The 23900-nt window shown below is 70.6% G+C and carries 22 protein-coding genes and 1 pseudogene; 10 read left to right on the top strand and 13 right to left on the bottom strand.

All coding sequences use genetic code 11. The features are described 5' to 3' along the window. Window positions 1-67: 67 nt before the first annotated feature. Window positions 68-1534 carry an NDP-hexose 2,3-dehydratase family protein gene (locus tag ACFWUQ_RS13005; RefSeq protein ID WP_384536914.1) on the bottom strand — a complete coding sequence of 489 codons (1467 nt, stop codon included), beginning with the start codon at window positions 1532-1534 and terminating at the stop codon, window positions 68-70. 985 nt (window positions 1535-2519) lie between these two features. On the opposite strand from ACFWUQ_RS13005, the gene ACFWUQ_RS13010 reads away from it, so the two are divergent. Continuing rightward, window positions 2520-4547, top strand: a complete 2028-nt coding sequence (locus tag ACFWUQ_RS13010) for a BTAD domain-containing putative transcriptional regulator (protein WP_384536917.1) — start codon at window positions 2520-2522, stop codon at window positions 4545-4547. A gap of 39 nt (window positions 4548-4586) precedes the next feature. On the opposite strand, the gene ACFWUQ_RS13015 is transcribed toward ACFWUQ_RS13010, so the two are convergent. Then, on the bottom strand, window positions 4587-5123 hold the full coding sequence (locus ACFWUQ_RS13015; protein ID WP_384536920.1) for an NUDIX hydrolase family protein: 537 nt from the start codon (window positions 5121-5123) through the stop codon (window positions 4587-4589). 565 nt (window positions 5124-5688) lie between these two features. On the opposite strand from ACFWUQ_RS13015, the gene ACFWUQ_RS13020 reads away from it, so the two are divergent. Further along, entirely contained in the window at window positions 5689-7932 is a 2244-nt protein-coding gene (locus tag ACFWUQ_RS13020) for a S8 family serine peptidase (protein ID WP_384536923.1), read from the top strand. A 128-nt stretch (window positions 7933-8060) separates the two neighbouring features. Here the strand turns inward: ACFWUQ_RS13020 and ACFWUQ_RS13025 are convergent, their stop codons facing one another. The 3 genes from ACFWUQ_RS13025 to ACFWUQ_RS13035 all read right to left on the bottom strand — a co-directional run bounded on the left by ACFWUQ_RS13025 (window position 8061) and on the right by ACFWUQ_RS13035 (window position 10178). Beyond that, window positions 8061-8921, bottom strand: a complete 861-nt coding sequence (locus ACFWUQ_RS13025) for a teichoic acid biosynthesis protein C (RefSeq protein ID WP_384536926.1) — start codon at window positions 8919-8921, stop codon at window positions 8061-8063. A gap of 232 nt (window positions 8922-9153) precedes the next feature. Next, window positions 9154-9594 carry a hypothetical protein gene (locus ACFWUQ_RS13030; protein ID WP_384536929.1) on the bottom strand — a complete coding sequence of 147 codons (441 nt, stop codon included), beginning with the start codon at window positions 9592-9594 and terminating at the stop codon, window positions 9154-9156. 137 nt (window positions 9595-9731) lie between these two features. Continuing rightward, the gene (locus tag ACFWUQ_RS13035) at window positions 9732-10178 is read right to left on the bottom strand and encodes a hypothetical protein (protein ID WP_384536931.1); all 447 of its coding nucleotides are present in this window, start codon (window positions 10176-10178) and stop codon (window positions 9732-9734) included. 358 nt (window positions 10179-10536) lie between these two features. Between ACFWUQ_RS13035 and ACFWUQ_RS13040 the strand changes: the two genes are divergently transcribed. Further along, window positions 10537-10965 carry a hypothetical protein gene (locus ACFWUQ_RS13040; RefSeq protein ID WP_384536933.1) on the top strand — a complete coding sequence of 143 codons (429 nt, stop codon included), beginning with the start codon at window positions 10537-10539 and terminating at the stop codon, window positions 10963-10965. Window positions 10966-11206: 241 nt separating this feature from the next. Beyond that, a complete protein-coding gene (gene mscL / locus ACFWUQ_RS13045) occupies window positions 11207-11650 on the top strand; it encodes a large conductance mechanosensitive channel protein MscL (protein ID WP_384536935.1) in 444 nt (147 codons plus the stop codon). A gap of 16 nt (window positions 11651-11666) precedes the next feature. Here mscL and ACFWUQ_RS13050 read toward each other — a convergent pair whose 3' ends face one another. Next, on the bottom strand, window positions 11667-12191 hold the full coding sequence (locus ACFWUQ_RS13050) for a DUF3887 domain-containing protein (protein WP_384536937.1): 525 nt from the start codon (window positions 12189-12191) through the stop codon (window positions 11667-11669). Between the two features lie 210 nt (window positions 12192-12401). Here ACFWUQ_RS13050 and ACFWUQ_RS13055 point away from each other — a divergent pair, with 210 nt between their 5' ends. After that, complete coding sequence (locus tag ACFWUQ_RS13055) at window positions 12402-12590, top strand: DUF6381 family protein (protein WP_384536940.1); 189 nt, start codon at window positions 12402-12404, stop codon at window positions 12588-12590. A gap of 107 nt (window positions 12591-12697) precedes the next feature. On the opposite strand, the gene ACFWUQ_RS13060 is transcribed toward ACFWUQ_RS13055, so the two are convergent. Further along, window positions 12698-13303: a hypothetical protein gene (locus tag ACFWUQ_RS13060; RefSeq protein WP_384536941.1), complete on the bottom strand. Its 606-nt coding sequence runs from the start codon at window positions 13301-13303 to the stop codon at window positions 12698-12700. A 288-nt stretch (window positions 13304-13591) separates the two neighbouring features. Here ACFWUQ_RS13060 and ACFWUQ_RS13065 point away from each other — a divergent pair, with 288 nt between their 5' ends. Next, complete coding sequence (locus tag ACFWUQ_RS13065; protein WP_384536943.1) at window positions 13592-14224, top strand: class I SAM-dependent methyltransferase; 633 nt, start codon at window positions 13592-13594, stop codon at window positions 14222-14224. Between the two features lie 86 nt (window positions 14225-14310). Here ACFWUQ_RS13065 and ACFWUQ_RS13070 read toward each other — a convergent pair whose 3' ends face one another. Both ACFWUQ_RS13070 and ACFWUQ_RS13075 read right to left on the bottom strand, forming a co-directional pair. Further along, on the bottom strand, window positions 14311-15834 hold the full coding sequence (locus ACFWUQ_RS13070; RefSeq protein ID WP_384536945.1) for an aldehyde dehydrogenase family protein: 1524 nt from the start codon (window positions 15832-15834) through the stop codon (window positions 14311-14313). 55 nt (window positions 15835-15889) lie between these two features. Then, complete coding sequence (locus ACFWUQ_RS13075; RefSeq protein ID WP_384536948.1) at window positions 15890-17176, bottom strand: GAF domain-containing protein; 1287 nt, start codon at window positions 17174-17176, stop codon at window positions 15890-15892. A 399-nt stretch (window positions 17177-17575) separates the two neighbouring features. Between ACFWUQ_RS13075 and ACFWUQ_RS13080 the strand changes: the two genes are divergently transcribed. Continuing rightward, a complete protein-coding gene (locus tag ACFWUQ_RS13080; protein ID WP_384536951.1) occupies window positions 17576-17797 on the top strand; it encodes a hypothetical protein in 222 nt (73 codons plus the stop codon). Window positions 17798-17856: 59 nt separating this feature from the next. Next, window positions 17857-18318: an SUKH-3 domain-containing protein gene (locus ACFWUQ_RS13085; protein ID WP_384536954.1), complete on the top strand. Its 462-nt coding sequence runs from the start codon at window positions 17857-17859 to the stop codon at window positions 18316-18318. 191 nt (window positions 18319-18509) lie between these two features. Here ACFWUQ_RS13085 and ACFWUQ_RS13090 read toward each other — a convergent pair. From ACFWUQ_RS13090 to ACFWUQ_RS13100, 3 genes and pseudogenes are all read right to left on the bottom strand, one after another. Beyond that, window positions 18510-18620, bottom strand: a pseudogene (locus ACFWUQ_RS13090) (ADP-ribosylglycohydrolase family protein); the annotation flags it as partial. Window positions 18621-18966: 346 nt separating this feature from the next. Further along, complete coding sequence (locus tag ACFWUQ_RS13095; protein WP_384536956.1) at window positions 18967-19590, bottom strand: hypothetical protein; 624 nt, start codon at window positions 19588-19590, stop codon at window positions 18967-18969. 146 nt (window positions 19591-19736) lie between these two features. Continuing rightward, on the bottom strand, window positions 19737-20504 hold the full coding sequence (locus ACFWUQ_RS13100) for a transposase (protein ID WP_384536959.1): 768 nt from the start codon (window positions 20502-20504) through the stop codon (window positions 19737-19739). Between the two features lie 94 nt (window positions 20505-20598). On the opposite strand from ACFWUQ_RS13100, the gene ACFWUQ_RS13105 reads away from it, so the two are divergent. Both ACFWUQ_RS13105 and ACFWUQ_RS13110 read left to right on the top strand, forming a co-directional pair. Further along, window positions 20599-20979, top strand: a complete 381-nt coding sequence (locus ACFWUQ_RS13105) for a DUF6221 family protein (RefSeq protein ID WP_384536961.1) — start codon at window positions 20599-20601, stop codon at window positions 20977-20979. A gap of 966 nt (window positions 20980-21945) precedes the next feature. Beyond that, window positions 21946-22470, top strand: coding sequence for a DUF6584 family protein (locus ACFWUQ_RS13110; RefSeq protein WP_384536964.1), 525 nt, complete (start codon window positions 21946-21948; stop codon window positions 22468-22470). A 158-nt stretch (window positions 22471-22628) separates the two neighbouring features. Here the strand turns inward: ACFWUQ_RS13110 and ACFWUQ_RS13115 are convergent, their stop codons facing one another. Beyond that, window positions 22629-23897 (bottom strand): SWF or SNF family helicase, encoded by a 1269-nt coding sequence (locus tag ACFWUQ_RS13115; RefSeq protein WP_384536966.1) that lies wholly within the window; start codon window positions 23895-23897, stop codon window positions 22629-22631. Between the last annotated feature and the right edge of the window lie 3 nt (window positions 23898-23900).

Here is a 23900-nt window from a genome sequence, read left to right on the forward strand (position 1 = left end):
GAATTACCCTGCGGGCCGCCACCACGCGTCCGTGTCCGTCCGGCTCACCGGCTCCCGTCCCGGCGCCTCACCGGCCGGGCGTCCCTCCGGGCCCCGGTGCCAGCAGGCTGTGCAGGCAGGCCACCAGGCTTCGGGCCTGGACGTTGAGGTAGTGGCTGTGCCGTAGGAGGGTGCTGAGCTGGTGCAGGGTGAGCCAGCGGAAGTCCCGGTCCTCCGTGAGGCCGGCGTCGCCGTCGGCTTCGACGACGAGGTACCGGTTCAGCGCGTGGTGGAAACGGCCGCCCTCCTCGGACAGCAGGCAGGCGAACCTGACGCGTTCCGGCGGGGCGGACAGCACGGCGTCGACGAAGCGGGGCCGGTCCGTGCCGGGCGGGACGCTCTCGGGGGTGAACTGGACGGTGGGGGAGAGCTCGACCCCGTCCAGGTAGCCGGGCTCCACACTGGCGCGCAGCAGGACGTGGAGCACACCGTCGATCTCCTTGACCAGTACGGCGATCACCCCGGTCCCGTGCGGTTCCAGCATGGGCTGGGACCAGCCGCCGACCTCGCGCGTGCCGGCCGAGACGTTCACCCCGATGACGGAGAAGAAGCGGCCGCTGGTGTGGGAGATCCGCTCCGGCGAGACGTGCCAGTCGCGCAGTTCGTTGAGCGGGACCGGGCGGGTGGTCAGCTCGCCCTGGGCGCGGTGCTCGGTGATCCAGCTCTGGAGCTCGTCGATGCTGTGGACGCCGCCCTCGCCCCCGGCGCACGAGCGGGCCAGGGCATCCCGGAAGCCGTCACCGGTGTCCATGAGGCGGTCGAGGCCGCCCCCCGCCAGGGGAAGGCAGGACAAGGTGGTGCGCGTATCCATGTTGACGATGTCCTCGACCGCCAGCAGCCGGTAGATCTCGCCGAGCGTCAGCCAGCGGAAGTCCTCCTGGACGGCGATGTCCTCGGTGACCTCGATGACGATGTTCCGGTTGCGCTTGCGGAAGAACCACGCGCCCTGTTCCGACTGGAGGACGTCGGCGACGACATGGTGACGGGTCCGTTCCTGGAAGTACTCCAGGTACGGCACCGCGCGCCCCTTGTGCAGCCGCAGGTAGTTGCTGCGGGTGGCCTGCACGGTGGGGGAGAGCTGCAGGTGGTTCCTGTTTCCCGGCTCCACCTTGGCTTGCATGAGGAAGTGCAGCACCCCGTCGAACTCCTTGGCCAGCAGGCCGAGTACGCCGACCTCCGGCTGGTGGATGATCGGCTGCTGCCAGTGGGGCACCGGACCGGAGGGGGAGCGGACGTCCAGCCCGTCGATGGCGAAGAACCCGCCACTGCTGTGCCGCAGCGCCCCCGTGCGGGGGTCGCGGTCCCAGTCCCGCAGGTCGCCGAGGTCCACCCGGTCGACCCGGAGGTCGGACCGTTCGCGGGCGCCGGCGAACCACGAGGCGAACGTGCCCGGTTGACGGACCCTGCCCTCCTGCGCGAGCGCGGATCGCGCGAGCCGGTCCTGGAGCGTGCGCAGAGCGGGCGGAAACGGGAGCGGAGGGGCGATTCGATTCACCAGGGATTCCTTTGCGCCGGAAGGACAGGTCCGTGCTGCGTACTCAGCGGTCTTCCGCGTCCGCGGCGCCGGGAGGGGTGGCCGTACCGGTGTGCCTCGGTCACGCCGGCGGTGGCGGGCCTCCGCCGGCGCGCACGGCCCAGTACAGTGCGGACTGCCAGCAGGAACCTCGAATCCGCCTGAACTCCCCTACTGAAAAACGGGGTTGGCGACCCGTTTCGCGGCGGGCCCCGGGCCGCGGTGCACGCGCCGCTGGGGCCGCACTGGGCGCTGTATGGCGAAATACATGTCGCCCGCATGGAACGTGGAGACGTGTTCGATCGTTCTTCGAGGGTGGGATCCGATGGTTGCCTACATGACGCCCCCCACGCGCAGGTGCTCCGTCGTGCGCGGTCACAGTCATGCGACGGCGGAGCGCGAAGTGACGGGACCGCACCTCTGGTACGGCCGAGGTCGCGGCCCGGAGCGGGCACGACCTCCCGCGGTCGAGCCAGGATCGTGCCGGGCTCAAGCAGGGGCCGGGGCGTCGCCACCGCCCGCCGGGAATTGCCGCCGCGCGGGAACGGCCCATTCACGCGGATGTCCGTCGTGAAGTCCGCGGTGGAATTCGATCCCCTCCGCCGCGCTTTCGGGCGCGCGCCCCGCGGGCTCGCACCGGCTCCCCGTACGGCTGTTTCGGGCCATATTCGCGGGCTCGCGGACCCTCTGACGAGCACTCGCCAACAGGGCTGCCACGTAACGGAGTTGGGGCCGACGAGGGTGGACGCGCCCCGCGGTTCGCGGCCGCGCGCGGGGCGGCGAAGACCGTAGTGGAGGAGGGCCTCTGCCGGAGGCATATGGCCTTGTCTAGTCGTAACAGAAGAGTTAACGTAGTGCAAAATTTCGGGAGAAGTCGCTCCGTGACCTGTGACCCGGCCCGGCGGCGGCTTGATCTCTTGCAAAGACGCAGCATCGTTGAACGGGGGACGTTGACATGGACTTCCGGATGCTTGGCCCATTGGAAATTCTCGATGGTGTACGTAATGTCGTGCCCACCGCACCCAAACCACGCCAGGTGATTGCCCTTCTGCTCATGCGAAGGAATACCCTGGTGCAAACCTCGGAGCTGATCGACGAACTGTGGGAGAGCGACCCTCCCGCGAGCGCGATGACCACGCTGCAGACGTACGTCTACAAGCTCCGGAAAATCCTGTCGGCACGCCATGCGCAGGAAATCCTCTTCACCAGGCCCGGCGGCTACACGCTCGCCGTCCCCGACGAATGCGTCGACCTCCACCGCTTCGAAGCGGAGGCCGACGCGGGCAAGTCGCTGCTGAAGAACGGGGACGCCGCGGGGGCGGCCGAGGCGCTCCGGCGGTCCCTGGCGCTGTGGCGGGGCTCCGCTCTGGTCGACGTCGTACCGGGCGCTCTGCTGTCCTCCTACGTGACGCGCCTGGAGGAGTCCCGCGAGCGCACCCTCGACCTGCGGATCGAGGCCGATCTCAAGCTGGGGCGCCACCAGGAGCTGATCAGCGAGTTGAAGTCGCTCGTGCTCAGTCGCCCGCTCCACGAGAACGTGCACGCCTCCCTGATGATCGCCCTCCACCGCTCCGGACGGCGCCACGAGGCGCTGGAGGTCTACCAGGTACTGCGGCGCAGCATGATCGACAACCTCGGCCTCGAACCGGGCAAGGAGCTCCGCGCGCTCCACCACGCGCTGCTGTCGGAGGCCTCGGTGGGAGCGCCGTACGAGAACCAGCGCCAGCCCGTCGTGATCGAGCACCAGCAGGCGGCCGTCACACTCCCCGAGGCCCGGGACATCGCGGTGCCGTCGCCGAGGACGATGTCCCCGGTGCTCCGCCCCACCGCGTCCCACATGCCCGTACCGGCGCAACTACCCCCGGACATAGCCGACTTCACGGGACGCGAGGCCATCGTCGACCAAGCCGCGACCGTCCTGGCCGGAGGCGGGGAAGGGGCCCGGCCCCCCACCGCCACCGCCGTCGCGGTCATCAGCGGCATGCCGGGGGTGGGGAAGAGCGCGCTCGCCGTCCACATGGCCCGTACCATCCGCTCGTTCTTCCAGGACGGCCAGCTCTACGCGGATCTGCGCGGCTCCCTCGGCACGGGCTCCGACCCGGCGGAGGCGCTCCACGGATTCCTGCGGGCGCTGGGGATCGCCGAGTCCGAGATCCCCGCCGACCTGGACGAGCGCTCCAAGCTGTTCCGGTCCACCACGGTCGGCCGGCGCCTGCTGATCCTGCTGGACGACGTGTCCTCGCTCGCCGACGTGCGCTCACTGCTCCCCGGTGACCCGCAGTGCTCCGTCATCATCACCAGCCGCAGGCGTCTGCACGGCCTCGGCGGTGCCTGGAACATCAACCTCGACACCATGGACACCGCGGAGGGCCGGGAACTGCTCTCGCGCATCATCGGATCCGCCCGGGTCAAGCGCGAGGGACACGCGGCCGACCAGCTGATGGAGACCGTCGGCGGGCTTCCTCTGGCGGTCCGGTGCATCGGAGGGCGGCTCGGCGGCAGTCCGGGGCTCTCGTTATCGTGCCTGGCCCTGCAACTGACCTGCTCCGACAAGCTGCTGGACGAACTCCGGCTGGGCGACCTCGACGTACGGTCCCGGTACGACCTCAGCTACGAGGGGCTCGGCCGGGTGGAGCAGAGCGTCTTCCGGCTGCTGAGCATCCTCCCGCCGGAGCGGTTCACCGTCGAGTCCGTCGTCGAACTCCTCGGCAGCGACAGCCGGAGCGTGGAGCGCCTGCTCCAGCGGTTCGTCGACAGCCACCTGATCAACATCGTCGAGTGGGAGGACGACGGGGCCCACTACGCGTTCCCCGAGCTGACCCGCGTGTACGCACGCGAGAGGCTGCTGGACACCCTCTCGCGCGACGGCCTCCCGCAGGACGGGGGACGGGATCCGCTGGGCGAGTCCGCGCTCTCCGGCGAGGAGGCGGCGGCCGACCGCCCGTCCAGACGTACGCTCCCGACGGCCGTCTGGACGGACCGCCAGCGGTGCTGACCCGGCCGTGCCGAGGCGGTCCCGTCCACGCCGGGCCTCCTAGTAGACGTGCCCCGTGTGGGCCAGAGCCTGCTTGAGCAGCACTCCCTGTCCGCCCGGCATCTCGCTCTGCAGGGCCCGGGAGGCCGCCTCCTGCGGGCTGAACCAGACCAGGTCCAACGCGTCCTGCCGAGGGCGGCAGTCACCGGCCACCGGCACGATGTAGGACAGGGCCACCGCGTGCTGGCGCGGATCGTGGTAGGACGTGATGCCCGCCGTGGGGAAGTACTCGGCGACGGTGAAGGGCTGGAGGGAAGGGGGGACACGCGGCAGGGCCACGGGGCCGAGGTCCTTCTCCAAGTGGCGCAGCAGCGCGTCGCGCACCCGCTCGTGGTGCAGGACGCGGCCGGATACGAGCGTGCGGCTGACCGTCCCGTCGGGACCGATACGCAGCAGCAGGCCGACGCTGGTGACCTCGCCGCTGTCGTCCACGCGTACGGGGACGGCCTCGACGTACAGGATCGGCATGCGCGCCCTGGCCGTCTCCAGCTCGTCCTTGCTCAGCCAGCCGGGGTTGGTCTCGGTCGTGTCAGACATTGATTGATCATACTTTCCGAGGGCGGCCCGGAACAGGATCCGCGACCGGTTCTGATGCGGCGTTTTGTTCGGCCGGGCGCTCCTGCGGGGCGCGGGCCGGGCGGCGCCTCCCCCTGCGTCCCGCCTCGCGCACGGCCGTCGCCGCTGCCCTCCCGGCGAAGTCCCGGGCCCGATCGATCCGGGTCCGGGACATGTCGGTCGCGCGGGATTCGAAGCAAGCACACACCTCCCTGGTGGAGACTACGGGCTCGTCGCCTCCACGCTACGAGCTTCCGGCCGGACGCTCACCCCGCAGCGAACGTGCATCGATCCGCGACCCGTACGCGGCGGCCCCGCCCTCCGGCGGCAGTCTTACCGGGTGCTGAATCGATACCTCCGGCGCCGTGCGCGTGAATCAGCGGGCGGAGGCGTGTCCTTCGACCTCTCGTCACTCTCCGCAGTTAGTTTGGCTCCGACGCCCGGTGCCCGGGGCAGCCGCGGCGTCCTCCGCGTGGATCCGCGCTCGTTCCCCTTCACCCAGCTTCCCTACTCGGGCGCCTCGACGCGCCCAGGAAACGGAATCGCCATGCGGGTCATCGCATACTTCATGCACGAGGGCGAGGAACAGGCCGCGCTGAGCATGCTCGGCAACGCCACCCACACCGACAGCTACATCATCGGGGACATCGCCGAGCGCGACCTTCCCGCGCTCGAAAGCGCCGGACTCACCATCGACAAGCTGGACGACATGCGCGGCGCCGAGACGTCCGCCATGGCCCGGGGGCGGGTGACCGGCACCTCCGCCTTCCCCGAGGGGAACGGCGGCGCGGAAGCCCTTCCCGTCGAGACGGGCGAGCGCGCCTCGTGGATCGTCCAGCTCGCCGAACCGCTGGTCGAGCGCTACCGGGAGGAGATCAACGCCACCGGCGTCGAGCTCCAGCGCGGTGTCCCGGTCAACGCCTACATCGCGGCCGGCACGGAGTCCCAGGCCGACCGGCTCGCCAACCTCGATTTCGTGGTCTCCGTGGACCGCTACGGTCCCGGAGTGGCGGCCCCCGTCCGGCTCCGATCGGGGCGGGCCCCCACCCCGCCCACCGCGGGCGAACCCGCGGCGGCCACCGACGGCCGCATCTGGGACCTGCGGCTGGCGGACACGGCCTCCCGCGCATCGCTCATGGCATGGCTCGCGGACCACGAGGACTCCTCGGGCCTGCGGCTCATCGCCTCCGCCGCCCACCGCGTCCGGCTCCGCATCCCGGAGGGCTCCCCGCTGGAGAGGGAGATCCCCCAACTTCCCGACGTACTCGACATGGTCGAGTACGTCCCGCCGAAACTCTGCAATGACCTCGCCGTCCGGCTGCTGGGCATCGTCCCCGACGGAGCGGGCACCAGCGGCGTGCCCTTCACCGGCAAGGGGCAGATCGTGGCCGTCGCCGACACCGGCCTCGACCGGACACACCCCGACTTCCAGGGCCGCATCACCGACGTCATCGCCCTCGGCCGTCCCGGCGACAGCGACGATCCGAACGGGCACGGCACCCACGTCGCGGGGTCCGTGCTGGGAGACGGCTCGGCCTCCCAGGGCCGCATCCGCGGCGCCGCCCCGGAAGCGAAGCTCTACTTCCAGTCGATCATGGACGCGGCGGGGAACCTCGGCGGTCTGCCCCTCTCCCTCGCCGACCTGTTCGAGCCCGCCTACCAGGCCGGTGCCCGGGTCCACAGCAACAGCTGGGGCGCTGCCACCCAGTCCGCGTACACCATCGATTCCGACGACGTCGACTCGTACGTCCACCAGCGACGCGACATGCTCGTCATCATCGCCGCCGGCAACGAGGGGACCGCGGGCGTTCGCCTGAACTCCCCCGAGGGATTCGTCGACTGGGCGTCGATCGGCTCACCGGCCTCCTGCAAGAACGCCCTCACCGTAGGCGCCGCACGCAGCGACCGCACCAGCGGCGGCTTTTCCCAGGCCACCTACAACAGCATGTGGCCGGGCGACTATCCCGACCCGCCCATCGGCGCCGCACGCGTGTCGGGGGACCCGGAGTCCCTGGCCGCCTTCAGCAGCCGCGGCCCCTGCGACGACTTCCGCGTCAAACCGGACGTCGTGGCCCCCGGCACCGACATCCTGTCCACCCGGTCCTCCCTCGCACCGCCGAGCCACTTCTGGGGCCGGCCGCACGAGAACCCCCAGTACGCCTACATGGGCGGCACCAGCATGGCGACCCCGCTCGTCGCGGGCTGCGCCGCGCTCGTACGCGAGTACTACGTCGAGCAGCGCAGCGCCGAACCCAGCGGAGCCCTCGTCAAGGCCACCCTGATCAACGGCGCCCGCACACTCTCCGGCCCCGACTCGACGGCCGCCGAACCGCATTACCACCAGGGCTTCGGCGCCATCCACATGCCGACCACCCTTCCCCACGACGGGACGGCGGACTTCGCGCTGGACTTCGTCGACACCTGGCAGAAGCCGGCCAAGCAGTTCCGCCGCACCGGGGAGCGCAAGCGCTTCCGCGTGACCGCGGGACCTGCCGCCCCCTTCCGGCTCTGCCTCGCCTACACCGACCTGCCCGGCCGCGGCCTCCAGAACGACATCAGCGTGATCGTGCAGGCTCCCGACGGCACCAAGCACGCCGGAAACGCGGGGCTGCCCAACCGGCTGCTCAGCAGCGACTGCACCAACAACGTCGAGGTCGTCCGCCTCGACTCGCCGCCCGCCGGCGCCTACCTCGTCCAGGTCTTCGCCCGCAACCTGCTCGCCGGGCCGCAGGACTTCGCCCTCGTCGTCACCGGCGACCTGGACGGCCCGATCGCGCAACTGACCGACTGACCGACCGACTCGCCCCCCGGGGCGACGCGACCAGTACGCACCCGCCGGCCCCGGCCAGGACAGCAGCCCCGGCCGGGGCCGGCGGATCGGCGTTGCATTGTGTGTGGGGGGCGCCGGTCTGCCGCAGGTCAGACCAGGACGTTCTTGTAGAAGAGGTTGGAGCGCCGGTCGCCGGCCTCCCCGGAGGTGAAGCCGAGGAAGAGGCGGACCTCTCCGTCGACGGTCCTGTAGACGGCGAGTCCTTCCGGTTCCCGGAACGTCAGGGTCGAGCCGGCCTTGGTGATGAGGGGCCCCTGGGTGATGGTGCCGGTGTTCATATGGACGCTCGTGACCTCGGAGTCGACCACGTCGCCGGTTTCCGGGTACGAGTGGCCGGTCAGCAGGTAGAGGTAGCTGCCGTACGCGGCGTAGCCCTGGAACCTGCGGGTCCCGAGGTCGGGTTGCGCGAAGTTCGCGAGCGGGCCGGCGAAGTTCCCGGCCGCGGCGGCCTGGAGGTCGTAGACGGCGAAGTGCTTGGCGCCGCTGAGGTGGTAGCGGACGATCAGACGGTTGTTCACCGGATCGATGGAGCAGGTGTGTTCCGTGGCCGCCGCCACGGGTGTCAGCTTGGTGAGCGCCGCAGCGGTGTTCGACAACGTCGTACCGTTGGTGAACTTGAACCGCGCCAAGCGCCTGCCGTAGCCGTTGCCGTTGGCCTCGACCTCCGTCCACAGGTACGTCGAGGTGCCTACGGCCTGGGCGCCGAAGGAGACGCCGTGGCCGAAACCGGTCAGGTACATGTGGCCGAGCTGGTTGCCGCTGAGGTCGAGCTGGGTGATGCACAGGTCGCCCGCCGTCTCGGCCGTGCCGTTGCGCCGCTGGGCGACGAACAGCGTCCGGTTGACGGTGTCGAACGCGAAGCTCTGCTGCACGGTGTCGTCACGTAGCGTCTTGCCGCGAAACAGGTCGTACGACGGCCGGCTCAGATCGAAGCGCTTCGAGGTCGGCACCGCTGCCGACGCCGAACCCGCCCCGAGTCCCCACCCCAGCGCGGCCAACCCCAGGCCGCCACTCGCCCGAAACAGGCCGCGACGGCTCAATGATGCCTGGAACAAGGGCCCTCCAAGAAGATGTACAGAGAAGAGAAGATCGGCAACCGCGGCGATGCACGTGCGTGCCGGGCTCCCGTGAACATGCCGGTCCGAGGACCCCCAAGAAGAGGGCCCTCGGAGCCGCATCAGGTCAGGCCTTGACGCCCCAGCTGTTGGAGCACTTCTCCCAGTCGCCCTTCACCACGCACAGTCGCATGGTGTAGCTGTTGCCCTCGGGCAGGTCGCCGGTCTTGGTCACGGTGTAGGGGGAGTCCTGGCCCCGCGTGGAGGCGACGCGCCCGGTGCTCAGGCGTGCCTCGATGCCGTAGCCGTCCGGGAGGGTGTCGGAGGCGGTCAGGGCGTCGCCGGGCAGGCTTCCGTCGGGGTCCTGCCGCCAGGAGGCGTACCCAGCCGTTTCGCCCCAGCTGTTGTTCCGTACGGATATCACCGCGTTGCCGCTAGGAGTGTTGTCGTTGTAGTAGAAGGTGAAGCTGTCCACGGCTGCCGCGGGGCCGGCTGCGGTGAGCACGGCGGTGGATGCCAGGGTGAGGGTTGCGAGGGCGGTGGCGAGCACCGACTGCTTGTTCTTCATGGATGCCTCCGTGACGCCTGTGTGCGCGTCATGTTCGTCTTCTACGGTCCCGCTTGATCATCTGGGTAAACGTTCGTGCCGCTCGGTGCTTGCCGTGGAGCGAGGGACGCCGCCGGGCGTCTGCCTCGATGTGGCGGTCAGGCCTTCACCTGCGTGGCCTGGGAGCACTTCTCCCAGTCGCCCTTCACGACGCACACACGCATGGTGTAGGTGTTGCCTTCGGGGAGGTTCCCGGTCTTGGTCACGGTGTACGGCGAGTCGTGGCCGCGGGTGGAGGCGACCCGCCCGGTGCTCAGGCGCGCCTCGATGCCGTAGCCGTCCCGCAGCTCGTCACGGGCGGTCAGGGCATCCCCGGGGAATCCACCGCTGGGATCTTGCTGCCACGAGACGGACCCTGCCTTGTCGTTCCAGGTGGTGTTGTACACGTTGATGATCACGTGCTGGCCGGGCGGGAGGCCGATGAAGGGGAAATCGAAACTGAAGCCGTCCGCGGCGGAGGCCGGACCGGCTCCGCTCAGTACGACGGTGGACGCCATGACGAGTGTCCCCAAGGCCGTCCCGAAAGCCGACATCTTCTTCTTCACAACGGACTCCGTGTGCTCTCCGTGGCGGAGGCCTGATCGCCTCCACGCCTCATTCTTGATCGTCACCGGAAGCCGACTGAAGCAGCAACTCGCGCCCTCAAGAGGCGAGATGATGCTGCGGAGTCCATGGCCTCGCTGACTTACACAGGACTGACGCGCTTGAGGCGGGGGAATGTTTCACGGTCGCGTGTGTGCGCTGGGTCACACCGTGGAGGCGCAGGGGCGGGCGGGCACACCACCTCGGTCGGATGGCGGAAAGCAGCCGCTCGCCGATGACTCAAATCCGCCTGGCAGGGATGTGCATGTCACCACAGGATGAGGTCTCCGTGAAAAGATCTTGAAGAGAGACGAAGGTTCGATGAAGCGACAGTTCGGCGCCCTCCTCGGGACGCTTGCCCTCGCGGCCACGGCACTCGTAGGCAGTGCCACTCCCGCCGCGGCGGCGGACAATTTCACCTTCCTCGTCGGCCGCTCGGTTCCCGGAGTCACGGCCATCACCGTGTTCAACGAGACCGAGCAAGAGGAAGCAGGCAGCGGCCAGTGGTGGCGGGACCCCGCTCACGGTGCCACTGGCGACACCCTCGCGGTCTATGACGATCTGGCCGACGGTTACGGCCTCGAAGCCCACCTCAGCACTGGGCGCCTCGCGTCCACCCGAGGCCAGAACTCCCCCTCCTATGACATCGTGACGGGCGACTTGCCGGAGGACAGGCAGTACGAGATGTGGGTGTGCGTGGTGAAGGGCACCTGGTCGAAGTGCTCGCCCAAGGTCGCCGTCTGGTCCTGACGACCACCGCCCGGCCCCGCGGTCGCTTCACGAGCAGAGGGGCACCCGCAAGCGGTTCCCACCCGCGCAACCGACGTTCCCCTCACACCACCCGCCCCTTCCCTCGCCGCGCCCCCGGGAGCAGGCGGTGCGCGTCCACCAGGCATGGGTGAGGCGGGGCAGGGCATCCGGTGGCGAAGGGGGTGGGCCGACTGCGCCCTTGCTTCCGCCCGTCGACGTCAAGGGCCTAAGGGGTAGGAACGTGAAGGGCTTCCGCAGTTTCATCCTGCGCGGCAACGTGGTCGATCTGGCCGTGGGCATCGTCATCGGAGCGGCGTTCACCGCCGTCGTCAACGGCTTCGTCGGCGCCTTTCTGACACCGCTCGTGGGCCTCGCCACCGGGGCCACCGGCGACATGAACCGCAAGACCTTCACCGTGGGCGCCACCGAGTTCCCCTACGGTGCCTTCATCAACGCGGCGATCAGCTTCCTGCTCCTCGCCGTCGCCCTGTACTTCCTCGTCGTACTCCCGATCAACAAGCTGCACGAACGCCTCGCCCCCCACCAGGACGTCCAGGCCCCCAAGCGAGACTGCCCCGAGTGCCTCAGCCCCGTCCCCGCCCAGGCCCGTCGCTGCGCCTCCTGCACGGTTCCCCTGCCCGCGGTGCCCGCCCAGGCCGGGGAGACAACCCAGCGCGCCGGATGACCGGCCCCCACTGTCCCTAGGCGACCGCGACCGCGACCGGTACTCCGGGCCGGAGGAAGTACAGACCGGTGATCTGCCCGTCGCCGTTGAAGGCGACGCGGAACTCGCCGGGCTGCCTCGCCATGCGCAGCGGGACAGTGACCACGGTCTGCGCGCCGGTCCGCACCTGCTCGGGCTCGCCGTGCGAGCGGTAGGCCCCGAAAGCCTGCTGGTAGTCCTCCCACGACGTCGCGAGGAACTCCGGCGACGCCTGCTCCCTGAGTTCCTCGTCGAACCGGGCCGAGACCGCGGCGAAGTCGTCGCTCAGCACCTCGTCGAGCGTGTCGAGGGCGAGCCGCTCGTAGTCCGGCAGGGCCGGGACCGCCGGTCGCAGCACGGCGTCGGCGGCGTACGCGTACGCCGCACCCCGGTCCGGGACGGAGGCGGAGGCGCTGCCCGGCAGCACCACCCCGGACACCAGCAGGGCCACCGCCGGCACCACGAGGCCGAGCCGCCGCCGCGCCCCGCCGAACACCGTTTCCCTGCCAGGTGTCGCGACCATGGGATCCCACCTTCTCCACCCCCTCTCATGCTAGTCGCGCCTCCAACGGCCGCATGTCGACCAGTCGTACGACGTCCCCGTGAAGCTCGTCAGCCAAAGAGCGGTGCCCCCGTGGATTCGGCCGCGCCGTTCGGCGGCGGGGTGGCGCTCGCGCCCCGCCGCTGCTTGGCTGGTGGGGCGAACCCCCGCCCCCGACCCGAGGATTCCAGGATGAGCGTCGAGAACGAACCGAGCAGGCGAGCCCAGGAGATGCGCGACAAGGCCCAGGAGCTGGAGCAGGCGGCCCAGCACGCCACCGATCCGGCGGAGCGGCAGCGGCTTACGGAGAAGGCCCTGCGGATCCGCGAGAAGAGCGAGCTGGAGAACGGTCCGGGCAGCGGCACCATGGACCCCATGTAGCCAGGACCTAGGTGAGGCGCACCCCGCCCCGGTCGTTGTACGGCCGGGGCCGTGCCGGTGCGGAACGCTCTCCGGCCAGGGGCGCCGTGCGCGCGCTGCCCGCGGCATCACCCGAAGAGGCTCCACCGGCCGAAACGCGCCATGACCCGCCGGGCGGCCTCCTTGTCCAGCCCCAGCGAGGCCGCCGCCTGCTCGGGGCTGACGTCGTGGCGGGCACTGCGGGCGGCCCAGTACCCGACCCGCTCGGCGGTGACCTCCATCCGGCGGGCAGCGCGTACAGCCGCGACGGGGGAGGTCTTGGCGAGCTTTCCGATCTCCTCCTCCAGCCGCTCCAGCAGCCCGGTCACCACCTCGGGCAGCGGGATGGTCGTGGCCTCGACCTGGGCGGTGTGCCGGTCCCAGTCCCGCTCGCACGCGCCTGCCTCGGCCGCCCCGCCCTCCGCCAGCTTCCCCGTGCCGATCGCCGTCCAGTCCAACCGGTGCCCGGGCCCCGTCCAGCCGCAGGAGCACACCGCGCGCAGCGCCGCCGCCCGCGGCACGTGCGCGAAGCGGCCGTCGTAGACGCACCACTGGGACACCGCCCTGCCGCCCGACCCCGAACCCGCTTCGAGGTACACCGGCCCAGGGACGGCGCCGTCGTCGAGGAGGACACCGACCGCGCCCTCGTGCGAGGCGCCGAACTCCTCCGTGCTCCACGTCTCCCGCTCGCCCACAACACCCCTCCGGCTCCGCGCCCGACCCTGCCGGCGGACCCCCTTCCGGGCCACCGGTTACGACGATGCCGCACCCGGCACGGCCGGATCCCCCGAACGCGCAAACGGGCCGCCGTACGGCGGCCGGCGGCGCGGCGGGAGGCGCTCAGTACCGGGCGGGGGCTGTCGCGGTGCCGGAGGGGCGAGTACTCACGTACGTCGCCCACGGCCGCGGGGGGTGCGCTTTGGGACAGCGGTACATCAGCAGCAGTCCGTCCGCGCTCGCGCCCGGGTGCTAGCTTCGGTCCCGTGGCGGAGCACCAGAACGAGACCAGGGCGGCCTACGACGGGGTCGTCGAGCTGTACGCGTCGATGTTCGCCGACGGGCTGGAGACGCAGCCCTTCGCGCGGAACATGATCGCCACCTTCGCCGAGCTGGTGCGCGGGACGGGAAACACGCGGACCGCCGATGTCGGGTGCGGACCCGGACACCTGACCGCCATGCTGCACGACCTGGGCCTGGACGCCTTCGGGCTGGACCTCTCCCCGGCCATGGTCGCCCACGCCCGGCGGGCCCGTCCGGCGCTGCGGTTCGAGGAGGCGCGCATGGAGGCCCTACCGGTCGAGGACCACGCGCTCGGCGGTGTACTGGCCCACTACTCGATGATCCACACCCCGCCCGCGGAGCTGCCCGCGCTGCTCGCCGAGCAGGCGCGGGTCCTGGCACCGGGAGGCCTCCTCCTGGTCTCGTTCTTCGCGACCGGGGGACCGGAGCCCGTCCGCTTCGACCACAAGGTGACGCCCGCCTACAGCTGGCCGGTGGACCGCATCGCCGACCTGCTGGCCGCAGCCGGGTTCTCCGTCACCGCCCGGCTGCTCCACGACCCCGCCACCGAGCGCGGCTTCCTCGACGCCCACGTACTGGCCCGCCGACCCGGATAACGCGCCCCCGCGCCCCGCCCCGCCCCGCACAAGGCCGCCGACGGCCCCCGGCCCGCACCGAGGCCCGGGAGCCCCCTGCCAGCCCCCTAGAAGAACCCGAGCTTCTTCGGGGAGTACGACACCAGCATGTTCTTCGTCTGCTGGTAGTGCTCCAGCATCATCTTGTGGGTCTCGCGGCCGATCCCCGACTGCTTGTACCCGCCGAACGCCGCGTGCGCCGGGTAGGCGTGGTAGCAGTTCGTCCACACCCGGCCCGCCTGGATCGCACGGCCCGCCCGGTAGGCCGTGTTGATGTCCCGGGTCCAGACGCCCGCGCCCAGGCCGTACGCCGTGTCGTTGGCGATCCGTACGGCGTCGTCGAAGTCCTGGAAGGACGTCACGGAGACCACCGGTCCGAAGATCTCCTCCTGGAAGATCCGCATCCGGTTGTCGCCCTCGAACACGGTCGGCCGGACGTAGAAGCCGCCCGCCAGCTCGCCGTCCAGCTCCTGGCGCTCGCCACCGGTGAGGATCTTCGCGCCCTCCTTCCGGCCGATCTCCACGTACGACAGGACCTTGCGCAGCTGCTCCTCGGAGGCCTGCGCGCCGATCATCGTGTCCGTGTCCAGCGGGTGCCCGGGCACGATCAGCTCCGTGCGCGCCACAGCGGCTTCGAGGAACTCCCCGTACCGGCCGCGCTCGATCAGTGCGCGCGACGGGCTCGTGCACACCTCCCCCTGGTTGAGTGCGAACATCGTGAAGCCCTCCAACGCCTTGTCGCGCAGGTCGTCGTCGGCGGACCAGATGTCGTCGAAGAACAGGTTCGGGCTCTTGCCGCCCAACTCCAGGGTGACCGGCTTCAGGTGCTCCGCCGCGTACTGCATGATCAAGCGCCCGGTCGCGGTCTCCCCGGTGAAGGCGATCTTCGCCACGCGCGGGCTGGAGGCGATCGGCTTGCCGGCCTCCTCGCCGAAGCCGTTCACGATGTTCACCACACCTGGCGGCAGCAGGTCGGCCACCAGGCTCAGCCAGTAGTGCACCGAGGCGGGGGTCTGCTCGGCCGGCTTCAGCACCACGGTGTTCCCGGCCGCCAGCGCCGGGGCCAGCTTCCACACCGCCATCAGGATCGGGAAGTTCCACGGGATGATCTGGCCGACCACGCCCAGCGGCTCGTGGAAGTGGTACGCGACCGTGTCCTCGTCGAGCTGGCTCAGCGCGCCCTCCTGCGCGCGCAGGGCGCCCGCGAAGTAGCGGAACTGGTCGACGGCCAGAGGCATGTCCGCGGCCAGGGTCTCCCGTACCGGCTTGCCGTTCTCCCAGGTCTCCGCGACCGCGAGGGCCTCCAGGTTCTGCTCCATCCGGTCGGCGATGCGCAGCAGGATCTGCGACCGCTCCGCGACGGAGGTCCGCCCCCAGGCGGGCGCTGCCGCGTGGGCCGCGTCCAGCGCCCGCTCCACGTCCTCGGCGGTGCCGCGGGCGACCTCCGTGAAGGTCCGGCCGTTGACGGGGGAGGGGTTCTCGAAGTACCTGCCGCCGGCGGGCTCCACGTACGCGCCGCCGATGAAGTGGCCGTAGCGGGGCGCGTACGACATGAGCGCCCCCTCGGTACCGGGCGCAGCGTAACGGGCCATGGTGTTCCTCCCCTTGCCGGGCGCCGTCCGCCGTCGGACAGCGCTGGCCGCGAGGCTAGGAGCGGGCAGGTTGCGGATACGTTGCACGCCCGCCGCCGAGTTCACGGTCGAGGGCGTGTACGCGGGCCAGCGCGGCCGGACGCCCCTCGGGCGGCAGTGCCGCCGCCAGGGCCCGCCACACCTGCGGATCGTCCGCGCCCCACGGGCTGCACACCCAGTCCGTCAGCAGCCCGGCGTCCGCCCGGGCGATCACCGCCGCGCGCGCCTGGTCCTCGATGCGGCGGCGCAGCCGGACGATGCCGGGCGCGCAGGAGCCGGGCAGCAGGGGACCGGGATAGCCCCGCAGCGCCGCCGAGACCGCTCCGCAGGCCAGCTGCCGGGTCACAGCGGTGAAGTCCGCGGCCAACGGCTCCGCGGTGCGGTAGGGCCGGGAGAGCGGGGCCCGGGGACCCAACAGGGCGCGTAGACGCGACATTTCGGCGCGCAAGGTGACCGGTGACACCGACTCGTCCTCGTACAGGGCGACCGACAGCTCCTCGCCGGACAGGCCCTCGCCGTGGTGGGCGAGCAAGGCCATGATCTCGCTGTGCCGGCGGCCCAGCCGCACCGTACGCCCGCCGGTCATCAGCAAGGCCTCGTCCCGGCCCAGTGCGACGAGGGTGTCGCCGACGGCCGGGGGACCGGGATCGAGCAGGGCCAGCTGGGCCTCGGCGGCCCGGGCCACCGCCCGCACGAAGGCCAGGGAGCGGGGGTGGGCGAGGCCGTCGCCGCCGGTGATGTCCACCGCGCCCAGCAGCGTACGGCTACGGGGGTCCCGTACCGGGGCAGCCGCGCAGGTCCACGGGTGCACCCGGCGGCTGAAGTGCTCCGCGCCGAAGACCTGTACCGGCGCGCCGACGGCGACCGCCGTACCGGGGGCGTTCGTTCCCATGGCCGTCTCGGCCCAGCGCGCGCCGGGGACGAAACCGAGCCGCTCGGCCCGCCGCAGCGTGCCCGGTTCGCCCTCCACCCACAGCAGACTGCCCCGCGCGTCGCACACCGCCAGCAGGTGGGCCCCCTGCGCGGCGAACGCCCCCACCAGATCCCGGAACACCGGCATCACCCGGGCCAGCGCGTGCTCTTCGCGGTACGAGCGCAGCTCCGGCTCCGCCAGCTCCACGCGCGCGGCGCACTCCGGACTCACCCGGGCCCGCTCGCACCTCCGCCAGGACTTCGCGATCACCGCCCGGACCGGTGCCTCGACGCTGCCGTCCCGGGTGAAAGCCGCGTGTGCCCGCCGCAGTTCGCGCGTCCGCCGACCGGGATCGACCCCGCCCGGCAGCGCCGCCGACGCATCCCCCATGCCCGCCTCCCGTGGTGCCGCTCCGTCGCGGCGCCCCCATCGTCGTACCGCCCCCGCACCCCGGCAAGCGGCGTACCGGCCAGGTGACCCGGCCGCCACGCCGCCCGGACGGACGCCACGCGTGCCACTCCGCGCCCACCCCGGCGGACCAGCCCGCAACGAACAGTTGACCCGCCTCGTGGTGGTCATTCACAACGGCCGCCGCTAGGCTTGGCGTTGCTCATCCGAGAGCCACAGAGCACTGGCGACGTGTCCGATGGGGGACAGTGCTCCGAACTCGAAAAGCAATGAGCACGATGAGTCTCTAATCGTCGCAGAGCCTCAGCAGGCCACCGCAAACGGTGGTCGAGCTGAGGCTGCCCGCCGACTGGTCGACCACCTTCGTGAAGGGATCGACTGATGAGGCCCACTTTTCCCGCGCAGGTACTTCTCGCGCTCTTGTCCTTCGTGTCGTCGCTGCTGGTAGCTGTGGTGGCGGCGGTGCTCTCGCATGAGACCGGGGCGCCGGTCGCTGGTGCACTGCTGTACGGCGGCGGCGCGTTCATCTGCTGGATGACGCTGTGCGTCACCGTCCTGACGTCTCTCGGCCTGCTCGGGCATCACGGCCATCCCCGCGAGTAGGGGCCGCACCGCAACCGCGAGAATTGGAACCTCTCGTCATTGGGGGATGTACTTACCGGATGAACATCGAGAACGAGCGTCCGAATCTGGACGGGGTGATAGAAGCCCTTCCCCTGGCGACGGCCCTGGAGTACGGGGAACTCGACGTCGAGACGATCTGTGACGGGTACCGCGAGGAGGGGTACGAGGTCACTCCCTACCTCCTTGCCTTCCTGGAGAGCTACCGGGAGATCACCATCTCCTGGCTGTACCAGGGCAGGTCCGAGACCGAGGTGGAGATCAGCCTCGAAGGGGCCCTGAGCGAGCACATCATCCGCATCAGGTACTACGCGAGGATCGCCGGCAAGGAAGTGCTCCCCGTGGGGCTGGCTTTCGGCGACGCGACCGTTCTCCTGGCGGAGGACGGCGACATCTACCTCGGTGACATCGCGGGCGTCCAGCGGGTGGGTCGCGGGTTTGTCCCGTCGGTGAGCGCGCTCGTCGCAGATGACTGGGACAAGGCGTACCTCATCGAAAGCTGACGGGTCTCCGTCGGCGGAAGCGCTGCCGGAGCCTCCGGCAGCGCTTCCACCGTCCCGGGCGAGGCACCGACGCGGGGCATGGAAACGGGCCGGGTCCGCCCCCGCGTTCCTCGCGCGGGGCGTCGGGCGGTGCCAGATGATCGGGGGGTGGAGTGCTGTTCTGGACCGGGGCTGCTGATCGCCGAGCTGGACAGTGAACGGTGGACGAGGACCGCCATCTGCGTATCATCCGTCGCCTCGCCCGGGTCCCAGCCCACTTCTCCGCACATCTCACCGCGGGCGCGAGGTGCCGATGACCGTGCCGGCTGCACGTACGTTTTCATCCACAAGAGGAGAGACGAGGCTACCGATGTCGCCCCTCACCAGCCTCCGGCCGGTCCGACCGGGTCAGCCTGGCTCGTAGCGCGTCAGCTGTCTGCGCAGGTCGTCACGGCGAGTTCGCCGTCACTTGGCCAGCCGGGCGCTCAACGCCCGTGCCGCACACCCGACGTCGACAGGCCCGAAGGGGGTTCGGGTCAGAAGGCTGCCGGTTGCGGATCGCCTACGCGGGGTGGCGGTTGCGGGCCTGCGTACGGGGAACGGACAGGGGTGACGCGGCGCTACCGTACCGGGCGCAGGGGATGTCCTGTCCGCGCCCCGGCCAGGGTCTCAGGCGGCGAAGGGGTTGGCGTGGCCGGGCAGCTGCTGCCCTGGGCGCAGGAACCTTTGGTGGCCCTGTTCGTCGCGTACGGCGAGGAACCCGGTGGCCGTGAGCCGCTGTGCGATCTTCGCGCGGCGGATTGTGCCCACCCTGAATGCGACGGTGATCATTAGCGCGACCGCTCCGCCGGATGCGGCTGCTTCGACCGGCGACCTGTCGAGAAGCAGGATGAGGGTCAGGGCCACGCAGGCGAGGTAGACCTTCACCTTCTGGCTCCGGTCGGCGATGTACATGGCCATGACGTCGAAGGTGATGAGGTCCCTGATCACGGCTACAGCATCGGCCGCTTCGGGGAGCGGCTTGAGCGAACCACACCTTAGCCCCGGCACATTCCCGCCGTTGCCCGCCTGCGGGTGGGCGGTGATGGTGGCCGCTTCGCGGGCGCGCGCGTCGGGCCGCGGGTCCCGGTGCATCCGGACCTGGACGAGCGAGTTCTTGAACCCGGTCCTGTAGGCCGTGCCGTACGTGTAGCCGTACTGCTCCGCCACGTGTGCCAGGGCGGCCGCCTTCGCCGTGGTGCCTTGGGGGGCGATCTCGACGATCTCCTCCTGACGGGCGATCTGCTGAAGCATCCCTGCTATGTGACGTTCTATGGACATCCTGTTCCCCACCCCCGGGACCCCGCGCCTGGGGCCGACCGGCGCACAGCCTAAGGGCTGTCCCGTAAATGATCTCCGGATCGCCCTGGGCATGGCTGGCCGCCGTGCGGCCTGCTGACCTATCCGGCGAGGGCGAGGTTGTGCATCCGGGCGATGCCGAGCATGGCGTGGTGGACGCCGTCGCCTTTGAGGCGGCAGTCGCGGAGGATCTTCCAGGTCTTCATGCGGGCGAAGACATGCTCGACGCGGGCGCGGACCTGCTTGTGGGCCTTGTTGTGCGCTTGCTTCCACTCAGGCAGGTCTTCACCCTTGCGCCGGCGGTGTGGCATGACGAGTCCGGTGCCCGGGTAGCCGCCGTCGGCGATCGTCATGGTCTTGCCGACGGCGGCCTTGGCGCCGGATTCCTCCCATGCCTTGCAATCGTTGCGGTTCCCGGCGAGCGGCCGGCCAACCATGACGACCAGGCGGGTGTCGGCGTCGATGACGACCTGGTGGTTGGTGGAGTACCGGTAGTTCTTGGACTGCTCGGCGATGGTGTGGTCGCGGGTGGGGACCAGGGTGCCGTCCACGATGAGCACGGTGTCCTTGGCGAACCGCTTGCGGGGCTGGAGCGCGAGCATCGGTCCGAGGTGGTCGATGATCCGGTCCGCTGCCGACTTCGAGACCCCGAACAGCGGGGCGAGCTGTCGCATGGTCAGGTTCGTACGCCAGTACGCCGCAACGAGCAGGGCCCGGTCCTCCAGCGGAAGGCTCCACGGCCTGCCCCTACGGACAGCCTCCGCACCCTCGCGCCGCAGAACCGTCACCAGCTTGCCGAAGGCGCAAGGGCTCAGTCCCGTGAACGGGGTTATCCAGGACGGCTCGGACGCCGTGATCACACCAGCCACAGCAAGATCATTCCACTGTCCGGCTGCCGGCCGGGTCCTGCTCCCAGCATGGAAATCAGGCGACCGGGCCTGGCGCATCGTCCAGGATGACCCCATGAGCCAAGACCTTGTGACGTTCCTCCACGCACGGCTGGACGAGGAGGCCGACCTGGCCCGCCGGTGCGACGGTGACGGCTGTGGGGAGTGGACCGCTGACGGGCACACGGTCGACTTTCGCCAAGGAGAACTCTCCGGCTTCCGTTCCGCGATCGCCCTGCACGTCGCGCTGCACGACCCGGCTCGCGTCCTGCGGGAGGTTGAGGCCAAGCGACGCGTGCTCGCCCGACATGTGCTCAGCCCTGCCACGGGCGACCCTGAACTACCGTGGGACAACCGCGATGACTGCCAGTACGACGGCGAGACCTGGCCATGCGATGACCTGCTCGACCTCGCGTCACCTTACGCCGATCACCCTGACTACCCCCGATGCCCCTGAGGCGGAGATCGTTTACGGGACAGCCCTTAGGGGGTGCGCCGCCGACCGAAAAACGCGCGGTCCCTCCGGGCCACGGACCGGAAGACCGCGCATCCGGCGGGATCACGCCCCTGGGGCAGATGGCAGTCCCTGACGGTGCACTGGACCTGGTGCGTACATTCGGCCTGCCACCGCTCGGCCAAGGCTCCGTTCGGATACCCCATTCCGCCGGCTTCGAGGGCCGAACATGAAGACACGATGGGAATGGAGGCGGCAAGGAGCAGTGTGGCCGCTCTAACCGATCTGCGGATTCTCACTATTTCGGCATCCCATGGCTATAGTTTCGCGGAATGGCCACCCTGAAGACGATCGTCATGGCCTGCCCCTTCCCGTAGCCCATGACACCGCGATGATTGACATTTCTCTTCCAGGAACTTGTCCGATGGAGTCTTGTAACCTGTCGCGTAGTGAGAAAAGGATGAGACCGTCATTCCATCGGTGATGGTGATTCGGGTTTGAACGCCATTTCGACCTCCGCGGAGTATCCCATGCTCGGCGTCGTACGACCCCAAGGCAGCCGTGGCCGGCTTGGCGTCGTGGTGTGTGGCAACTGCCGTGGCATTGTCCTGCGGTTGAATCTTCTGGTCGTCAGAATCATCGCCGCCGAGGGGATTGGAAGTCGACGCACCAAATCTCCGATTTGACTTCTGTGCCCCGCAATGAGGTCGTATTCCAGGCTTCAGTATCCCGAATGCCCTGAGGGCGGCCACGCCGAGAGTGAGGCCATTGCTTTCTCCTCCGTGGACGGTGTCCAGGGTTTGCAGGACCAGCCGGGCTATAGATGTATCCATCCGGACAGAATGCCGCGCGGGCTGCCGTCTGCCTGCAGATGGAGGTCGTACCTCCAAGAACCAACGGATCAGCAGACCCCCCTCGGCTGAGGCAGCCCCGGTGCGGTCCCTTTTCCCGGTGCTCGATCATGTGGGCATGTCTCAGATGAACACCCTCGCCCGGGTGGACGCCGACCTCGCCGCCGGGCGGATACCGATGGCGCGGCAGCGGTTGCGCGGGCTCGTCTCGTCGTTCCCTTCCGACCTGGCGCCGCGCCGCCGGCTTGCCGAGGTCTACCGGCTCTACGGGGACGCTGCGCAGGCGGGACGCTGGATGTACCTGGAGGAGGACCGGAGCGCGGAGGAGACGGCCGCGTTCGAGGCGCGGTACGCGTCTCCCGGGGCGCGGATGAAGGCCCTCGCTTGGCGCGGCCCCGAGTCAGTGGCGGCCACTGCCTTCGCCGAGGAGCAGCTGATCGCACTGCGGGCCGCCTGCGCCGAGCGGTTGGGACGCCCGGTCGACTGGGACGACCCGGATTCCTACGAGGAAGAGGTCCGGTTCTCCGCACCGCCTTCCGAGGGGTGGACGCTCCGGGGGGTCGTGATGGGCGGCGGCTGTTTCGTGGGGGTGGTCGGGCACGTGTGGCTGTGGGTCCTCGGGGTGATGTCCCTCTTCGAGTAGGGAGGAGAGTGGGGCGCGAGCAGGCCGGCAGTCGCGGATGGCGCATCCGTGTCCGTCGCTGCCCCGTCCCCGCCGTCCCCCACCCCGCCCGGTACAGGGGCGGCCGTGACGTGCCGCTGCGGGCCTCGTACGCCGTACCGGATGCGGGAGGACCTGTGTCACCCGTCCGCGACCTCCCCGGGATCCAGCATCGCCAGGGCCGAGGACGAGTCCGGTGCGGAGGGGCCGGCCGGGGTCCAGCGGCCCTCCTCCCGGCGGTACGGCCACCAGCGGCCCTCGCGGCCGAGCCGGAGCTGGCGGTCGCCGTCCGGCGTCGTCCAGCGGGCGCGGATCCGGCGCAGGGTCGGCGCCTCCTCGTCCCCCCGGGCGGCGGCGGCGAGCGCCGCGCGCGCCCGGTCCAGCGTCGGCCGGTCCGGGGTCCAGTCGTCCTCCAGCGCCGCGAGGGCCGGAGCGCCGCCGAACCGCCAGGCGCGCACGGCCAGTTCCAGGGCCGCCCGGCTCCGCCCGCCCGCCGCCGCCAGGCGGGTCCGAACGCGTAGGCCACCACCCTCGGCGGCCAGGCGTACGGCATCGGCGGCGATCGTCGGCGCCGGCTCCGGAACACGGTCGGCGTGACCCGGAGCCAGTGCCTCCGCGAGCAGCCGGTACGCCTGTGTCGCGGCCGCCTGCGCCAGGAACTCCACGGCGTCCACGTCCAGCCCCTCCGGCTCGGACTCCGTATCCAGGGTCGGCGGCTGACCCGGAGCCTCCGGCAGTACCGGCGGCGCGGGCAGCGCCGCCACCGAGTGCCGCAGCCCGTACACCCGCTCCGCGGGCACCTCCTCGCCGGCCGGCTCCCGCGGAGCCCGCGCCCCCGCCGCGTTCCGCTCCTCCAGCTCCTCCACGAGCTCCGACTCGTTCCGGCCGCGCAGCAGGAGCAGGACGAAGGGGTCCTGGTCCAGCAGCCGTGCCACCTGGTAGCAGAGGGCAGCCGTGTGCGGGCAGTGGTCCCACTCGCCGCAGTCGCAGCGCGGGTCCAGGTCCCCGATCCCGGGAAGGAGCTCCACCCCCGCGGCCGCCGCGTCCTCGGCCAGCTCCGGCGGCACCTCGCGGTCCAGCAGCGCGGCGATGTACCCGGACTCCTCGGCCGCGATCCCCAGCAGCCGGTCCCACTGCGCCCGCGTGAACTCCTGCACCAGCACGTCCGTCCGGTGCGCCGTCCCGTCCCGGTCGCGCACCACGGCCGTGAGCCCGCCGGGACGCACCGACACCGCCCCCACCACCCCCGCCCGCGCGTACCGGCGGCCCTGCTTGACCTGCTCCCCGTCGAGCGCGCTGTCCTCCAGGGCGCGCAACCAGGCGTGGCCCCACCAGGTGCGGGCGAAGCCCCGGCCCGGAGCGGGCGGAAGCGCCGCGAACGTCTTCTCGTACGGGTCCCGGCTGTCCATCCG

It is taken from the genome of Streptomyces sp. NPDC058662, from assembly GCF_042716255.1.
Lineage (GTDB): Bacteria > Actinomycetota > Actinomycetes > Streptomycetales > Streptomycetaceae > Streptomyces.

Bases quoted from the DNA above. Each gene is read 5' to 3' on its own strand.
- ACFWUQ_RS13020 (WP_384536923.1), top strand. From the start codon at position 5,689: ATGCGGGTCATCGCATACTTCATGCACGAGGGCGAGGAACAGGCCGCG.
- ACFWUQ_RS13015 (WP_384536920.1), bottom strand. From the start codon at position 5,123: ATGTCTGACACGACCGAGACCAACCCCGGCTGGCTGAGCAAGGACGAG.
- ACFWUQ_RS13075 (WP_384536948.1), bottom strand. From the start codon at position 17,176: ATGGGGGATGCGTCGGCGGCGCTGCCGGGCGGGGTCGATCCCGGTCGG.
- ACFWUQ_RS13080 (WP_384536951.1), top strand. From the start codon at position 17,576: ATGAGGCCCACTTTTCCCGCGCAGGTACTTCTCGCGCTCTTGTCCTTC.
- ACFWUQ_RS13095 (WP_384536956.1), bottom strand. From the start codon at position 19,590: ATGCTTCAGCAGATCGCCCGTCAGGAGGAGATCGTCGAGATCGCCCCC.
- ACFWUQ_RS13085 (WP_384536954.1), top strand. From the start codon at position 17,857: ATGAACATCGAGAACGAGCGTCCGAATCTGGACGGGGTGATAGAAGCC.
- ACFWUQ_RS13050 (WP_384536937.1), bottom strand. From the start codon at position 12,191: ATGGTCGCGACACCTGGCAGGGAAACGGTGTTCGGCGGGGCGCGGCGG.
- ACFWUQ_RS13055 (WP_384536940.1), top strand. From the start codon at position 12,402: ATGAGCGTCGAGAACGAACCGAGCAGGCGAGCCCAGGAGATGCGCGAC.
- ACFWUQ_RS13110 (WP_384536964.1), top strand. From the start codon at position 21,946: ATGTCTCAGATGAACACCCTCGCCCGGGTGGACGCCGACCTCGCCGCC.
- ACFWUQ_RS13105 (WP_384536961.1), top strand. From the start codon at position 20,599: ATGAGCCAAGACCTTGTGACGTTCCTCCACGCACGGCTGGACGAGGAG.
- ACFWUQ_RS13030 (WP_384536929.1), bottom strand. From the start codon at position 9,594: ATGAAGAACAAGCAGTCGGTGCTCGCCACCGCCCTCGCAACCCTCACC.
- ACFWUQ_RS13010 (WP_384536917.1), top strand. From the start codon at position 2,520: ATGCTTGGCCCATTGGAAATTCTCGATGGTGTACGTAATGTCGTGCCC.
- ACFWUQ_RS13070 (WP_384536945.1), bottom strand. From the start codon at position 15,834: ATGGCCCGTTACGCTGCGCCCGGTACCGAGGGGGCGCTCATGTCGTAC.
- ACFWUQ_RS13115 (WP_384536966.1), bottom strand. From the start codon at position 23,897: ATGGACAGCCGGGACCCGTACGAGAAGACGTTCGCGGCGCTTCCGCCC.
- ACFWUQ_RS13040 (WP_384536933.1), top strand. From the start codon at position 10,537: ATGAAGCGACAGTTCGGCGCCCTCCTCGGGACGCTTGCCCTCGCGGCC.